Source organism: Hydrogenibacillus schlegelii (genome assembly GCF_001653195.1).
GTDB classification, from domain to species: Bacteria; Bacillota; Bacilli; order Thermicanales; family DSM-22653; genus Hydrogenibacillus; species Hydrogenibacillus schlegelii.
In genome coordinates this window covers 56,912-71,902 of the sequence record NZ_JXBB01000023.1, presented here as the reverse complement: position 1 = coordinate 71,902, position 14,991 = coordinate 56,912, and the positions used below count along the sequence as shown (strand labels likewise).

General features: G+C 68.1%; 10 protein-coding genes, 1 tRNA gene and 1 pseudogene. All 12 read left to right on the top strand.

The features are described from left to right. The first annotated feature begins 11 nt into the window (after positions 1–11). The 12 genes and pseudogenes from dnaN (at position 12) to SA87_RS07205 (ending at position 14,823) form a co-directional block, all read left to right on the top strand. Positions 12–1,136: a DNA polymerase III subunit beta gene (gene dnaN / locus SA87_RS07255; protein ID WP_066201362.1), complete on the top strand. Its 1,125-nt coding sequence runs from the start codon at positions 12–14 to the stop codon at positions 1,134–1,136. A gap of 13 nt (positions 1,137–1,149) precedes the next feature. Beyond that, the gene (gene recF, locus SA87_RS07250; RefSeq protein ID WP_066201360.1) at positions 1,150–2,313 is read left to right on the top strand and encodes a DNA replication/repair protein RecF; all 1,164 of its coding nucleotides are present in this window, start codon (positions 1,150–1,152) and stop codon (positions 2,311–2,313) included. Next, positions 2,310–4,229 (top strand): DNA topoisomerase (ATP-hydrolyzing) subunit B, encoded by a 1,920-nt coding sequence (gene gyrB / locus SA87_RS07245; protein ID WP_066201358.1) that lies wholly within the window; start codon positions 2,310–2,312, stop codon positions 4,227–4,229. The genes recF and gyrB overlap by 4 nt, the downstream gene beginning before the upstream one ends. Before the next feature lie 21 nt (positions 4,230–4,250). Beyond that, entirely contained in the window at positions 4,251–6,731 is a 2,481-nt protein-coding gene (gyrA, locus tag SA87_RS07240) for a DNA gyrase subunit A (protein ID WP_066201356.1), read from the top strand. A 21-nt stretch (positions 6,732–6,752) separates the two neighbouring features. Beyond that, entirely contained in the window at positions 6,753–7,880 is a 1,128-nt protein-coding gene (locus tag SA87_RS07235) for an HD-GYP domain-containing protein (protein ID WP_066201354.1), read from the top strand. Between the two features lie 86 nt (positions 7,881–7,966). After that, a pseudogene (locus tag SA87_RS14395) lies at positions 7,967–8,677 on the top strand (putative glycoside hydrolase); the annotation flags it as partial. Further along, positions 8,604–9,290 (top strand): putative glycoside hydrolase, encoded by a 687-nt coding sequence (locus SA87_RS13175; RefSeq protein WP_156423524.1) that lies wholly within the window; start codon positions 8,604–8,606, stop codon positions 9,288–9,290. The pseudogene SA87_RS14395 and the gene SA87_RS13175, both read left to right, overlap by 74 nt. Before the next feature lie 265 nt (positions 9,291–9,555). Continuing rightward, entirely contained in the window at positions 9,556–11,013 is a 1,458-nt protein-coding gene (gene guaB, locus SA87_RS07225; RefSeq protein ID WP_066201347.1) for an IMP dehydrogenase, read from the top strand. A gap of 102 nt (positions 11,014–11,115) precedes the next feature. Beyond that, the gene (locus tag SA87_RS07220; protein WP_066201345.1) at positions 11,116–12,447 is read left to right on the top strand and encodes a D-alanyl-D-alanine carboxypeptidase family protein; all 1,332 of its coding nucleotides are present in this window, start codon (positions 11,116–11,118) and stop codon (positions 12,445–12,447) included. 95 nt (positions 12,448–12,542) lie between these two features. After that, positions 12,543–13,223: a type 1 glutamine amidotransferase family protein gene (locus tag SA87_RS07215; RefSeq protein WP_066201343.1), complete on the top strand. Its 681-nt coding sequence runs from the start codon at positions 12,543–12,545 to the stop codon at positions 13,221–13,223. A gap of 127 nt (positions 13,224–13,350) precedes the next feature. Further along, positions 13,351–14,619: a serine--tRNA ligase gene (gene serS, locus SA87_RS07210; protein ID WP_066201336.1), complete on the top strand. Its 1,269-nt coding sequence runs from the start codon at positions 13,351–13,353 to the stop codon at positions 14,617–14,619. A 127-nt stretch (positions 14,620–14,746) separates the two neighbouring features. Continuing rightward, positions 14,747–14,823, top strand: a tRNA-Arg gene (locus SA87_RS07205). The last annotated feature ends 168 nt before the right edge of the window (positions 14,824–14,991 follow it).

The window sequence follows — 14,991 nt, the reverse complement described above, 5'->3', positions numbered from 1 at the left end:
CGAGGATCGCGATGCGCGCCACGATCGACCACCGCACCCTCCTCGACGGGCTGCAGACGGCCGCCCGGAGCATCGAGACGCGGACGACGATGCCGATCCTCTCCGGCGTCCTCATCCGCCTCGGCGAAACGCTGGAACTCATCACGACGAACGACGACTACACCCTCGTCCAGCGCCTTCCCCTCGAGGCGGAAAAAAACGCCGTCTACGCTCCCGGCGCCGTCGTCCTCCCGGCGAAGCTCGCCCACGAGCTCATCCGGAAGCTTCCGTCGGGGCCGATCGACGTCGAGGCGGAGGGCGCGAGCGCCGTCTTTCGCGCCGGCGCCCTGGAAGTCACCGTCCACGGCTTTCCGCACGAAGAATTCCCCCGGCTTCCCGATGAGCCGGCGGAAACGAAGTGGCACCTCACCGGCGAGCGGCTGGCGGCCCTCTTCCGCCAGGTCCTCTTCGCCGTCGCCACCGACCAGACGCGTCCGATCCTAAAGGGCGTCGAGCTCGTCGCCGAAGGCGGCGTGATCACCGCCACCGCCACCGACAGCCACCGGCTGGCCCAAAGCCGCCTGGTCCTCGCCGAGGCCGGCGCCGAAGGCCGCCTCGTCGTCCCGGGGAAAAGCGTGCAGGACGTCCTCGGCCTTTTCGAAGACGAAGACGAAGACGCCCCCCTCCGCCTCGCCCTCGGCGAGCGGACCCTCATCGTCGAAGCTTCCCGCTACACCGTCTACTTTCGGCTCCTGGCCGGCGCCTACCCGGATACGCGGATGCTCATCCCGGACGCGACGAAAACGCGGGCCGTCTTCGACCGGGCGGCGCTCGTGGAAGCCCTCGACCGGGCGTACGTCATCGCCCAGTACAACCGCAACCAGACGGTCCGCCTGACCCTGGGCGACGGGCCGGAGGCGGAACTGTTTACCGTCCACCCGGAGCTCGGCCGCTTCAGCGAACGGCTCGCCGTGCGCGAGCGAAGCGGCGAGCCGATCACCCTCTGGTTCAACGCCCGCTTCCTCCTGGACGCCCTCAAACACCTCCCGGCCGATGCCGTCGAATTCGGCGCCAACGGCGCGCTGTCGCCGTTCGTCGTCCGGGCGGCCGGCGCCTCGCATCCCTTGAATCTCATCGTGCCGGTCAAAACCGGCTGAGCGGGGATTCGGCGTGCTCGTCCGGCGGCTCATCCTCCGACAGTTTCGCAACATCCGAAGCGCCGACCTCGCCTTCGGGCCGGGGACGGTCATCTTCTACGGCGAAAACGGCGCCGGCAAGACGAACCTCATCGAAGCGATCGCCCTCCTCGCCCTCGGCAAGTCGTTCCGCGCCGCCCGGGACGCCGCGTGGCGGATGTGGGGCACCGAGGAAACCTTGCTCCGGGCGGAGGTAGAGACGGCCCGGGGCCGGGAGACGCTGGAGCTCCGCCTCGTCGGCGAGGAAAAGACCGCCCGGGCCGGCGGCCTGCCCGTTCCGCGCCTCGCGGACTTCGTCGGCCGGCTGGGGATCGTCCTCTTCGTCCCCGACGACGTCGAGCTCGTCGGCGGCCCGCCGGCCGTCCGCCGGCGGTTTTTTGATCTCGAGCTCAGCCAACGGTGGCCGCGTTATTTGTATCATTTATCGCGTTATCATAAAATATTGCTGCAGCGCAATCGGCTGCTGAAAAGCGACGGCGATCCGGCGACCCTTGGGCGCCTCCTCGAGGCGTATGACCCGCTCCTCGCCGAAAGCGCCGCCCCGATCGTCCGGGCGCGGGCCCGCTTCGTCGACCACCTCCGGCCCTACGCCGAGGCGGCCTATCGGGCCCTCGCCGGAGGCCGGGAAGCGCTTCGCCTGGAATACGTCAGCGGAAGCGGCCTCGCCGGCGCCTCGCTCGCCGGCGAAGAGGCGGCCCTTCGGGCAGCCCTCCTCAAGCGCTTCGAGGCGGGGCGGGCGACGGACGTCCGCCGCCGGCAGACGCTCACCGGCCCTCACCGGGACGACCTCACCATCGCCTTGGACGGCCACCCGGCGGAAGGTCACGCCTCCCAGGGGCAGCGCCGGAGCATCGCCCTGGCCCTCAAGCTCGCCGCCGCCCGGGTCGCCGAGGCGTGGACCGGCGAGGCCCCGGTCGTCCTCTTGGACGACGTCCTTTCGGAACTAGACGAGCGGCGGCAGCGGGCGTTTCTCACCCTCCTCGGTGAACAGGGCCAGGCGTTTCTCACCGTCGCCGATCGCCGGGGGCTTGAAGCCCTCCGGCCGGGGGCGCAACTTTTTTCCGTCACCGCCGGCGCCGTCCGGCCGGCACCGCCGGGCGGCGCGGCCGATGGAAACGGGCAGGAGGAACGCGGATGACGAGCCACGATGCCGGCCTTCGTTACACCGAAGCGGACATTCAAGTGCTGGAAGGCCTGGACGCCGTCCGGCGGCGCCCCGGGATGTACATCGGTTCGACGAACGCCCGGGGACTCCACCACCTCGTCTGGGAGATCGTCGACAACTCCGTCGACGAGGCGATGAACGGCCACGCCGACCGGATCGAGGTGACCGTCCACCGGGACGGCCGTCTCACCGTCGTCGACAACGGCCGCGGCATCCCGGTCGGCATCCATCCCCAGACGGGAAAGTCCACCGTCGAGACGGTGCTCACCGTCCTGCACGCCGGCGGCAAATTCGGAAGCGGCGGTTACAAGGTGTCCGGCGGCCTCCACGGCGTCGGTATCTCCGTCGTCAATGCGCTTTCGCTCGAGCTCGAGGTCGAAGTGAAAAAAGACGGCGGCCGCTACCGCCAGCGCTACCGCCGCGGCGTCCCTCAAGGGCCCCTCGAGCGGATCGGCGACGTCCCGCCGGGGGAGACCGGGACCCGGGTGACGATCCTTCCGGACCCGGAGATTTTCAAAGAGACGGTCGCCTTCGACGCCGACGTCCTTGCCGAACGGCTCGAGGAACTCGCCTTTTTGAACCGCGGCGTCACGTTCCGCCTCGTCGACGAGCGGACCGGCCGGGACGAGACGTTCGTCTACGCCGGCGGCCTGGCGGCCTTCGTCGAGCGCCTTGCGGAAGGCCAGACGGCGCTTACGCCGCCGCTCCACTTCGCAGGCGCCAGGGAGAAAATGGAAATTGAAGCCGCCCTCCTGTACGTCGAGGGCGACCAGACGATCCTCCGATCGTACGTGAACAACATCCCGACGACCGAAGGGGGTACCCACGAAAGCGGCCTCAAGGCCGCCCTCACCCGGGCGATCAACGATTACGCCCGCCGCGGGGGGTTTCTTAAGGACAACGAGGCGAACTTCATCGGCGAAGACGTCCGGGAAGGGCTGGTGGCGGTCTTGAGCCTGCGCCTCATCGAGCCGCAGTTCGAAGGCCAGACGAAGACCCGCCTCGGGAACAGCGAGGCCCGGACCCAGGTCGAGGCCTTCATCTACGAAAAGCTCGCCACGTACCTGGAAGAACACCCGGCCGTCGCCCGCCGGATCGTGGAAAAAGCCCTCCTCGCCGCCCGGGCCCGGGAGGCGGCCCGCCGGGCCCGGGAGCTCACCCGGCGGAAAGGCGCCCTCGAGATCACGAGCCTCCCCGGAAAGCTCGCCGACTGCGCGAGCCGCGACCCGGAGGAAAGCGAACTGTTTATCGTCGAGGGCGACTCCGCCGGCGGCTCCGCGAAGCTCGGCCGGGACCGCCGGATCCAGGCGATCCTTCCCATCCGGGGAAAGATCATCAACGTCGAGAAAGCCCGGGACGAGAAGGTGTTCGCCAACGAAGAGATCCGCGCCCTCGTCACGGCGATCGGCACCGGCATCGGCGAGCACCTCGACCTCGGCAAGCTTCGCTACCACAAGATCATCATCATGACCGACGCCGACGTCGACGGAAGCCACATCCGGACGCTTCTCCTGACGTTTTTCTACCGGCACATGCGGCCCCTCATCGAGCGGGGGCACATCTTCATCGCCCAGCCCCCCCTCTACCGGCTGCAGCGGGGAAAGACGGTCCGCTACGCCTACGACGACGCCGAAATGGAGCGGATCAAGCGGGAGCTCGGAGGCCGGGGCGAGATCACGATTCAGCGCTATAAAGGGTTGGGCGAGATGAACGCCGAACAGCTCTGGGAGACGACGATGGACCCCAAGGCGCGGATTCTCCTCAAGGTCGAGCTCACCGACGCCCGGGAAGCGGAGCGGGTGTTTGAGCTTCTCATGGGCGAGCGGGTCGAACCCCGGAGACAGTTCATCCAGGAACACGCCGCCTTCGTCCGGAACCTGGACGTGTAAACGGCACCGAGGAGGCCACCGATGCTGCCGGAGCGCATCCGCGAAGTGAACATCACCGAAGAGATGAAGAGCGCCTTCATCGATTACGCGATGAGCGTCATCGTCAGCCGGGCGCTCCCCGACGTCCGGGACGGGCTCAAGCCCGTCCACCGGCGGATCCTCTACGCGATGCTTGAAGCCGGCATGACGCCGGACCATCCGTACCGGAAGTCCGCCGCCATCGTCGGCGACGTCCTCGGAAAATATCACCCCCACGGCGACGCCGCCGTCTACGAGGCGATGGTGCGGATGGCGCAAGATTTTTCCTACCGTTACCCCCTCGTCGACGGCCAGGGGAACTTCGGCTCGATCGACGGCGACGGCGCCGCGGCGATGCGCTACACCGAGGCGCGCCTCTCGCCGCTGGCGATGGAGCTCCTTCGGGACATTCAAAAGGACACCGTCGACTTTCAGGACAACTACGACGGCCGCCACAGGGAGCCGGTCGTCCTCCCGGCCCGCTTTCCGCATCTCCTCGCCAACGGCGCGAGCGGCATCGCCGTCGGCATGGCGACGAACATTCCGCCGCACAACCTGGGAGAGCTCATCGACGCCGCCGTCTTTCTCCTCGATCATCCGGAGGCCGACGGCCGGGCGCTCCTTCGCTTCGTGAAGGGGCCGGACTTTCCGACCGGCGGCCTCATCCTCGGCCGAAAGGGCATCGAAGAAGCTTACCTCACCGGCAAAGGCTCGATCGTCGTCCGGGCGAAGGTCGCCATCGATGTCGAGGGAGGCCGGACGCGGCTCATCGTCCAGGAGATCCCGTACCTCGTCAACAAGGCGCGCCTCATCGAGCGGATCGCCGAGCTCGTCCGGGACAAGCGGCTCGAGGGCATCAGCGACCTCCGGGACGAGTCGGACCGGGAAGGCGTCCGGATCGTCATCGAGCTTCGGCGGGACGCAAACCCCCACGTCGTCCTGAACCACCTCTTTAAGCACACCGCCCTTCAGACGTCGTTCGGCGTCCTCATGCTTGCCCTCGTCGATGGCCGGCCGGAGGTGCTCACGCTCAAGGAGGCGCTTCTCTCCTACCTCGCTCACCAGCGGGACGTCGTCCGGCGCCGGACGGCCCATGACCTCGCCAAGGCCGAAGCCCGGCTGGAGGTCGTCCACGGCCTGATGAAGGCGATCGACATCGTCGACGATCTCGTCGACCGCCGCGGCCCGATTCGCGCCGCCCGGACCCGGGAGGAGGCGCTTCGGAATCTCATGGCGCCGACCTATCGGCTGGGCGACCGGGACGTGCCGATGGGCTTTACCGAAGCCCAGGCCAAGGCGATCCTCGACATGCGCCTCGAGCAGCTCACGGGTCTTTCGATCGAGCGGCTCGCCGAGGAGCGGGAGAGGCTCGAAGCGGACGTCGCCCGCCACCGGCACATCCTCGCCGATCCGAAGGCCCTAGACGGCGTCATCCGGGAGGAACTCCTTGAGATCAAAGCCCGCTACGGCGACGAGCGCCGGACGAAGATCGTCGACGAAGACGGCGGGATCTCCGACGAAGATCTCGTCGACGACGCGCCGGTCGTCATCAGCCTCACCGACGGCGGCTACATCAAGCGGGTGCCGGCGGCGACGTACCGGAGCCAGCGCCGGGGCGGCCGGGGCGTCATCGGCATGGGCATGAAGGCCGACGACGTCGTCCGACACGTCGTCACCGTCCGGGCGCACGACACGGTGCTCTTTTTCACCGACCGCGGCCGGGTCTACCGCCTGCGGGCGTACGACGTCCCCGAAGCCGGCCGGACGGCCCGCGGGACCGCCCTCGTGAATCTGCTCCCGCTCCTCCCTGAGGAGAAAGTCGCCGCCGTCGTCGGCCTTCGGACCGACGCGGAAGAAGAGCGGGCGCTTTTGTTCGTCACCCGGGACGGCCTCGTCAAACGGACGCCGCTTCGGGAATTTCAGACCATTCGCCGCGGCGGCCTCATCGCCCTCACCCTCCGGGAGGACGACGCCCTCGTCGCCGTCCGGCCGGCCGACGACCGGGACGAGGTGATCCTCGGCACGCAAAACGGCCTCGGCATCCGCTTTTCCGTCGCCGACGTCCGGCCGATGGGGCGAACCGCCGCCGGCGTCAAGGGGATCGACCTGGTGGACGGCGACGCCGTCGTCGGCGCCGCCGTCCTCCCCGCCGGCGCGGAGGAAGGGACGCTCCTCGTCGTCACGGAGCACGGCTACGGCAAGCGGACGCCGCTTTCGGAGTTTCGCCTGCAGGCCCGGGGGGGCCGCGGCGTGCGGACGATCCGCCGGGGCCCGAAGACGGGCCGGGTCGTCGGCGTCGCCGTCGTCCGGGACGACGACGACCTCCTCATCGTCGATGAAGGAGGCGTCGTCATCCGGGTGCCGGCGGCGGAGATCCCCGTCATGGGCCGGGACGCCCAAGGCGTCCGCCTCATGCGCCTGGACGGCGGCGGGAAGGTGGCGGCGTTTGCCCGGGTCGCGGACGACGCCGCCGACGAGACGTGATCGGAGACGGGAGGGGAGACGATGCGCCTTGTCGTCGGGCCGGAGATCGTCGGCCGGGTGCTCGCCCGGCCGGTGGAGCTCCCGGACGGCGGCCGGCTCCTTTCCGCCGGCCGACGCCTTGAAGAAAGCGACGTTGCTTATCTCCGCGCTTTCGGCGTCACCGCCGTCGAGGTCGATGAAGAGCCCGGGGCGGCGCCAGATCGGGCTGCCGCCGGCCGGCCGGCGTCGGCCTCGGTCCGAACGGCGGAGGGCGTCCGTCCCCCGGCGGACCGGCCGCCGGAGACGCCGCGGCCCCCGGCGCCGGCGCACGAAGGCGCGTGGCGGGCGGCGGTCGAAGGCGCCCTCCGGCGGACGGCCCTCGGGGCGCCGCCGCCGATCGCCGACCTCCGGGCGATCGTCCGGTCGTGGTTCGCGGAAGACGCCCGGCCAACGGCCTGGGTTCGCCTCGTTCGGGTTCGCCCGGAAGCGGCGGAAGACCCGGCGGAGCGGCTTGCCGTCCACGCCCTTTCGGTCGGCCGGCTGGCCGCCGCGCTCGCCCGGCTCCTCGGCCTGGCCGACGGCGAGGTGATGCAGGTGGCGCTCGCCGGGCTATTGGCCGATGTCGGCATGTGGCGCCTCCCGCCGCGCCTTCTCCGGCATCCGGGCGTCTATGCGCCGGAGGAGCGCCGAGACATGGAGCGGCACACCGCCCTCGGCTACGAGCGGCTGAAGGGCCGCCTCGGCCTGTCTCCGGAAGCGGCCCTTGCGGCGCTTCTCCATCACGAGCGGATGAACGGCTCCGGCTATCCGTCCGGCCTGCCCGGCGAGCGCATTCCGCTCCTCGTCCGGATCGTCGCCGCCGCCGACAGCCTCGCCGCCGGGGCGAGCGCCCGGCCGTACCGGCCGGCCAAATCGTGGTGGACGATCGTGTCGGAGATCGCCGCCAGCGCCGCCTACGACCTCGCCCTCCGGCAGGCGATGCTCGAGTCGATCCGCCGGCTTCCGGCCGGCACCACGGTGCGGTTCGCCGACGGGCGGTCGGCCCGGCTTTTGCGCGTCGACGCCGCTCGTCCGCTCCTTTGGGAGCTGGAGGCGGACGGAGCCCTCCTCCCCCTGTCGGCGCTCCCGGACGTCGTCGCGGTCGATCCGCCGGACGAGGCGGGCGGTTGAGGCGAGGGCGCCGGCCGAAACGGGCCCCGCGAACGGCGGAGCGTCGGGCGTTTCGCCGGCGAAAGATCCATCCCCTTCGCGTCGGCATGGGGAAGGTCAAACGAGGAGGGGCTCCGATGGAAGGCGGTTCGATTGGTCGCGCCATCCGGCGCATCCGGCTCATCGTCCTCGTTTTCGCCGCCGCGGGCATCCCGGCCGCCCTGACGGCCCTTAATGTTTCGGGCGGGCGGGCGGCGGCCGAAATCGATTCGAAATCGGCCCATGAGGCGCCGAGTTTGCCGGCGCTTGCGCCCGATCGGCCGCCGACCGCCGGCCCGTCGCCGGCGCCGGTTACGGCCAGCGCCTGGAACGGCGAAAATTTCGAGACGATCCGGCGTCTTCGCATCCCGTACGCCGTCCGGGGGGTCTACGTCACCGGCTGGACCGCCGGCGGCCCGAAGATGGCCGACATCCTCGCCCTGATCGACCAGGGGCTCGTGAATGCCGTCGTCATCGACGTCAAGGAAGATCGCGGCCGGATCACGTACCGGACCGACGTCCCCCTGGCCCGGACGGTCGGCGCCGACCGAGAGCGGATGATTCCCGACCTCGACGGCCTTTTGGACGCCCTCCACGAGCGGAACGTCTACGTCATCGCCCGGCTCGTCTCGTTTAAGGACCCGCTTCTGGCGACGGCGCGGCCCGAGTGGGCGCTTCGGCTGAAAGACGGGGGCCTCTATCGCGATGCCAAAGGCGTCGCCTGGATCGACGCCTACCAGCAGCCGGTCTGGGCGTACAATGCCGACATCGCCGTCGAACTCGCCGAAAAAGGCGTTCAGGAAATCCAGCTCGACTACGTCCGTTTTCCGGAAAACGGATCCGTCGTCGACGGAAAACGGATCCGTCGTCGACCGGCTCGTCCGCTACGCCAACCCGGATGGCCGGTCGAAGGCGGAGGGGATCGCCGACTACATCGCCACCGTCCGGGAGCGGCTCCGACCGTACCCCGTGTTTCTTTCCGCCGACGTTTTCGGCCTCGTGACGACGGTCGCCGACGACATGAACATCGGGCAAAAATGGGAGCTCATCTCGCCGCGGGTCGACGTCATCTCGCCGATGATGTACCCGTCGCATTATGCGCCGGGGTCGTACGGCGTGCCGAAGCCGGATCTCGCCCCGGCGGCGATCATCGCCGCCGGACTCCAAGATGCCGCCCGAAAAGATGCCGCCGTGCGCGCCGCGGGTTACCGTCCCGCCGCCATCCGGCCGTGGTACCAGGCGTTTTCCGCGCCATGGCTCGGAACAGGGAACTGGATGCCGTACGGTCCCGCCGAGGTCAAGTCCCAGATCACCGCCGGCGAGGCGGCCGGCATCCGTTCGTACCTCCTCTGGGACCCGGCCAACCGCTACGAGGCGGCGTATTTCCGCTAAGGTCGCGGTGCCTTGCCCCCGCGGTTCCGCTGAACCGCAGGGACATCAGCTTTTTCGCCTTTTTTCGCTTTTCTTCGGCTTGACGCTCGGACGGGCCGGTGATACACTGGCGCCAAATCCGAAGGTCCGTCCGGAGGATCCTCCGTGCGAACGGGTATCTGAGCGTCTCCGGCGGAGGGGAAAGGGCGAAAAGGGCAACGGAAGAAGGGCGAACGAACGCCGTTCGCCCGAAAGCGAGGCCCCGAACCAAAAGGAGGACGACTCCGTGTGGGAAGCCAAATTCGGTTCCGTCGCCCTCACGTTCGATGACGTCCTCGTCGTCCCCCGCGCCTCGAGCGTCCTCCCGTCCGAGGTCGACACGTCGACCGAGCTCGGGAAGCTCAAGCTTTCGATCCCGATCCTGAGCGCGGCGATGGACACGGTGACGGAGTCGGCGATGGCCATCGCCATGGCCCGGGAGGGGGGCCTTGGCGTCATCCACAAAAACATGTCGATCGAGCGGCAGGCGGAAGAAGTCGATCGGGTCAAGCGCTCGGAAGCCGGCGTCATCACGGACCCGTTTTACCTCTACCCGGACGCGACGCTCGCCGACGCCGAAGCGATTATGAGCAAATATCGCATCTCCGGCGTGCCGATCGTCGAGCGGTCGGGGAAGCTCGTCGGCATCATCACCAACCGGGACCTCCGCTTCGAGCGGAACATGGATCGTCCCGTCGCCGAAGTGATGACGAAGGAGCCCCTCATCACCGCTCCGGTCGGAACGACCCTCGCCGAGGCGGAGGGGATCCTCCGACGGCATAAGATCGAAAAACTGCCCCTCGTGGACGCCGAAGGGCGGCTCAAGGGGCTCATCACGATCAAAGACATCGAAAAAGCGATCCAGTATCCGAACGCCGCTAAAGACGCCGCCGGTCGGCTCCTCGTCGCCGCCGCCGTCGGCGTCGGGAAATCCGCCTTCGAACGGGCGGAAGCCCTGGTCGCAAGCGGCGCCGATGCCCTCGTCGTCGACACGGCGCACGGCCACGCCCAGGCGGTGCTGGAGACGGTCCGGATGCTCAAGGAGGCCTTTCCGGAGGTGACGCTCATCGCCGGCAACATCGCCACCGCCGAGGGCGCCGAAGCGCTCTTTCGGGCCGGCGCCGACGTCGTCAAGGTCGGCGTCGGCCCGGGCTCCATCTGCACGACCCGGGTCGTTGCCGGCGTCGGCGTGCCGCAGATCACCGCCGTCTACCAGGCGGCGACCGTTGCCCGGCGTCTCGGCAAGCAGATCATCGCCGACGGCGGCATCAAATATTCCGGCGACATCGTCAAAGCCATCGCCGCCGGCGCCGACGCCGTCATGCTCGGTTCGCTTCTCGCCGGAGCCGCCGAAAGCCCCGGCGAGGAAGAGATCTACCAGGGCCGGCGCTTTAAGACGTACCGGGGCATGGGGTCGCTCGGCGCGATGAAGGCCGGCGGCGCGGAGCGGTATTTCCAAGGCGGCATGTCGAAGTACGTCCCGGAAGGCGTCGAAGGACGGGTGCCGTACAAAGGGCCGGTGGCGGACATCCTCTACCAGCTCGTCGGCGGGCTTAGGTCCGGCATGGGCTATGCCGGCGCGCCGGATCTCCGGACGCTCAAAGAAGAGACCCAATTCGTCCAGATCACGCACGCCGGCCTGATCGAAAGCCATCCCCACGACATCGTCATCACGAAAGAAGCGCCGAACTACAGTCTGCGCTAACGGCGGCGACGGACCGCCGCGGCTGGTGCCGCGGCGGTTTTGTCGGTCTCGAAGCCGCCGGGGATGCATCGAAGCGATCGACTGGGAAAGCGAGGGAGAGCAGTGCGCACGGCCCGACGGTTGGCCCTTGCCGTTCTCGTCGGCCTCATCCTCTGGGTCCAGATGGGCGTGCCCGCCCAGGCCCGTCAGGACGACCTGAAGCTCGACGTTCGCTCGGCCCTCCTCGTCGACGCGAAGACGGGGCGGGTGCTGTACGCCGACGCGAACATCGACACGCCCTATCCGCCGGCCAGCATGACCAAGATGATGACCGAGTACCTCGTCCTCGAGGCGATCGGGGCGGGGAAGCTCCGCTGGGACGACGTCATCACCGCCAGCGACACCGTTTATTTCCTGGGAAAACATGCCGGGAGCCGCGTGTTTTTGAACGCCGGCGAGAAGCGGACGGTCCGAGAACTGTTTGAGGCGATGGCCATCTATTCGGCCAACGACGCGACGGTCGCCCTGGCGGAGGCGGTCGCCGGAACGGAGACGGCGTTCGTCGAGCGGATGAACGAAAAAGCGCGGGCCCTGGGCCTTACCCACACCCACTTCGTCACCGCCACCGGGTACCCGGAAGATGAGCTCGGCCCGTATCGGCCGAACGTCCCGGGCGAACAGACGATGTCGGCGCGGGACGCCGCCCTCCTGGGGCTGGCGCTCCTTCGGGACCATCCGGAAGTGCTTCAATTTACCTCCATTCCGAAAAAGACGTTTCGCGCAGGGGAAGCCAATCCCCTGGAGATGATCAACTGGAACTGGCTGCTGCCGGGGCTCCCGTACGCTTACGAGGGCACCGACGGGCTCAAGACCGGCCACACCGACGCGGCCAAATTTTCCATCACCGCGACGGCCAAGCGGGGAGACATGCGCCTCGTCGCCGTCGTCATCGGCGCCGAATCGGAAAAGGACCGCTTTGAAGCCGCCCGGAAGCTGTTCGATTACGGCTTTTCCCATTTTCGATACGAGACGGTGGCCCGAAAGGGCGATCGGCTTCCGGCGGCGCCGGCCATCGAAGTGCAAAAAGGTAAAAGTTCTTCGGTGCCGGTCGTCCTCGGCGAGGACGTCGTCGACGTCGTCGCCGACGGCGGCGATGGGCCGAAGCTCAGCGCCGAGCTCGGCCCGCCGCCGGAAGCGCCGGTCAAGGCCGGCGATCGGGTCGGGATCGTTCGCCCCGAGCAGCCGGATCTCCCGTACCTCGCCGCCGCCTACGCCGAAGCGGCGGCCGTTTCGCTCGTCGCCGAAGCGGACGTGCCCCGGGCCGGCGCGTTCCAGCTTTTCTTCCGGGCGATCTTCGACTGGATCGGCCGCCTCTTTGACCGCATCACCGGCGGGCTGGGAGCCTCCGGCGCCGAGCCGTCTCTTGCCGCCTCGCTTCCCCATCTGCTACAATAACCGCGAAGCGCATCCCGGGAAGGAAGCCCACGGCAGGCTGGCGGGAACGGGACAGGCTTTCCGCCCGGAAGACCGGCGACGCTGGGGGGATCGACATGGTCGCCGTCGGCGTTCTGGCACTGGCGGGCGCGTTCGGAACGGCGGCGGCGCGGCTTTTGGCCGCCGGCGCGTCGGTGCGGCTCATCCGCCGACCGGAGGCGCTTTCGGACGTCGATGCTCTCGTCATCCCGAGCGCCGAGCCGCACCTGCTTCGGGTCACGATGGAAAGGGAATGGCCAGCGGTGCTCGAGCGGTATTGGGCTTCGGGCGGACGGCTTTGGGCGATGGGGCCGTCGACCCTCCTTTTCGTTTCCGGCGGCAAAGCGGCTTCCGGCGACGACACCGGCGTTGCCGCCGGCGGATCCTCCGGGCCCGCACCGATCGGGGCGCTCGGCGGCGGGACCGTCCCGCCGCTCTGGCGCCATTTTCCCCTGGTGGCCCGGCCGGAGCCGCTTCGATCGCCGGCAGACCGCTCGGTCTGTTTCTTCGTCCGCCTGAGCCTGCCGGGGGTGGCGGAGGACTATCTGGCGCCGTTTTTGCGGGCGCCGGCCTTTCCGGCGGAGGCCTATCGCGACGAGGCCGGAAAGCTTCGCCGCATCGGCAAGTGGGGCGAGCACATCGTCTTTCTCGACTGGGATGGTTTTTGGCTGACGGCGTTTTCCCCGGAGTGGGCCGACGATCCGGCGCCGTTTGTGGCCTTCGTGCGGGAGCTCGAGGCCGGCGCGCGGATCGGCTAACGCGGACCGGGCCGAAGCGGTGGGCCGTCCGGCGGGCCCAGGCGGCGGCGTCTTCGGATCGGAGGGCGATGTTGTCCCGGCGGGCGGGGCGCCAGAAAGACCATAGCGGTCAAGGGGCGGAAGGCGATTGCTGGATATCCAGTTCATCCGGGAAAACGTCGATGCGGTCAAAGAAGCGGCGCGGATGAAAGGGATCGACGTCGACATCGATCGCTTGATTCACGTCGACAACGAGCGGCGGTCCCTCATCCAGGCCGTCGAACGGTTGAAACACGAACGCAACGAAAATTCGAAGCGGGTCAAATCCTTGGCCGGCGAAGAAAAGACAAAGCTGATCGAACGGACGCGGGCGATCGGGGAAGAGATCAAAGCGCTTGAGGGCCGACTCGATGCGGTTTTGGCGGAGTGGCGGGCGCTGATGCTCCGGGTGCCCAACGTTCCGTCGCCGGATACGCCGATCGGGACGTCGGAGGAAGACAACGTCGAAATCCGCCGCGTCGGAACGCCGCCTGCCTTTTCCTTTCCGCCGAAAAACCACATCGAGCTCATGACGCTGCACGGCATGGTCGACGTCGAGCGGGGCGTCAAGGTGGCCGGCAGCCGGTCGTACTACCTGATCGGCGATGGACTGCGCCTGCATCTGGCCGTGCAGCAGCTGGCGCTCGATCTTCTGGCCGAACGGGGCTTTACGCCGATGGCCGTGCCAGTCCTCGTCAACGGCTTTGCCCTGGAAGGGACGGGGTATTTCCCCCTCGGCGAAGAACAGGCGTACCACTGTGAAACCGATGACAAGTACCTCATTGGGACGGCGGAAGTCTCTCTGGCCGCCTATCACTACGACGAGATCCTTCGGGAAGAGGAGCTCCCGAAGCGGTACGTCGGCGTGTCCGAATGCTTTCGCCGGGAGGTCGGATCCGCCGGACGGGACACGTTTGGGCTTTACCGGGTGCACCAGTTTTCCAAGGTGGAGCAGGTGATCATCGGTCCGAACGACGAAGCGATGTCCCGACGCCTCCACGACGAACTCCTGGAAAACGCCGAGCTCATTTTGCAGCGCCTGGAGCTTCCGTATCGCGTCGTGCAGGTGTGCACCGGGGAGATGGGACAGGGGCAGGTGCGGAAGCACGACATCGAAACGTGGATGCCGTCTCGAGGCGGCTATGGCGAGACCCACTCCTGTTCGACGTTTCACGATTTCCAGGCCCGGCGTCTCAAACTCCGGTATCGCAAAGCGGACGGATCCTTGGCGTACTGCCATACCCTCAACAATACGGCGATCGCCTCGCCGCGGATTCTGATCGCCCTCGTGGAAAATCACCAGCAAGAGGACGGCTCGATTCGCATCCCCGAGGCGCTTCGCCCGTACATGGGGGGCCGGGTCTTCATCGGGCGCTAGAGCGCCCAATCCGGCGCTTTCCTTTTGGCAAGCCGCTTTGGTTTGTGTTATAATCAAAAGGCCCTCCACAACGGAAAAACCGGCGGCCGCCGCTCCGATTCCGACGATCCGCCGGAGATGTTCACGCGGTCCCGTAGCTCAGGTGGATAGAGCCGCAGCCTCCTAAGCTGTGGGTCGGAGGTTCGAGTCCTCTCGGGACCGCCATACATACCGCGTATTTACTGGCTTTGCAGGCCATGCCCCGATGGGGGATGGTCTTTTTTCTGGTCGTTTGCCGCCATTTTGACGTCATAAACTCATCGCAGCGCCTCGCATTTTGGCTCGTTTCGCCGATGCGGACCGCTTGGTCTTGGGCGGCGCCCGCCTCCGCGC

What these genes read in the sequence shown, in the direction of transcription:
- dnaN (WP_066201362.1), top strand. Translation starts at nt 12, where the DNA reads ATGCGCGCCACGATCGACCACCGCACCCTCCTCGACGGGCTGCAGACG.
- gyrB (WP_066201358.1), top strand. Translation starts at nt 2,310, where the DNA reads ATGACGAGCCACGATGCCGGCCTTCGTTACACCGAAGCGGACATTCAA.
- gyrA (WP_066201356.1), top strand. Translation starts at nt 4,251, where the DNA reads ATGCTGCCGGAGCGCATCCGCGAAGTGAACATCACCGAAGAGATGAAG.
- SA87_RS07235 (WP_066201354.1), top strand. Translation starts at nt 6,753, where the DNA reads ATGCGCCTTGTCGTCGGGCCGGAGATCGTCGGCCGGGTGCTCGCCCGG.
- SA87_RS13175 (WP_156423524.1), top strand. Translation starts at nt 8,604, where the DNA reads ATGCCAAAGGCGTCGCCTGGATCGACGCCTACCAGCAGCCGGTCTGGG.
- SA87_RS07215 (WP_066201343.1), top strand. Translation starts at nt 12,543, where the DNA reads ATGGTCGCCGTCGGCGTTCTGGCACTGGCGGGCGCGTTCGGAACGGCG.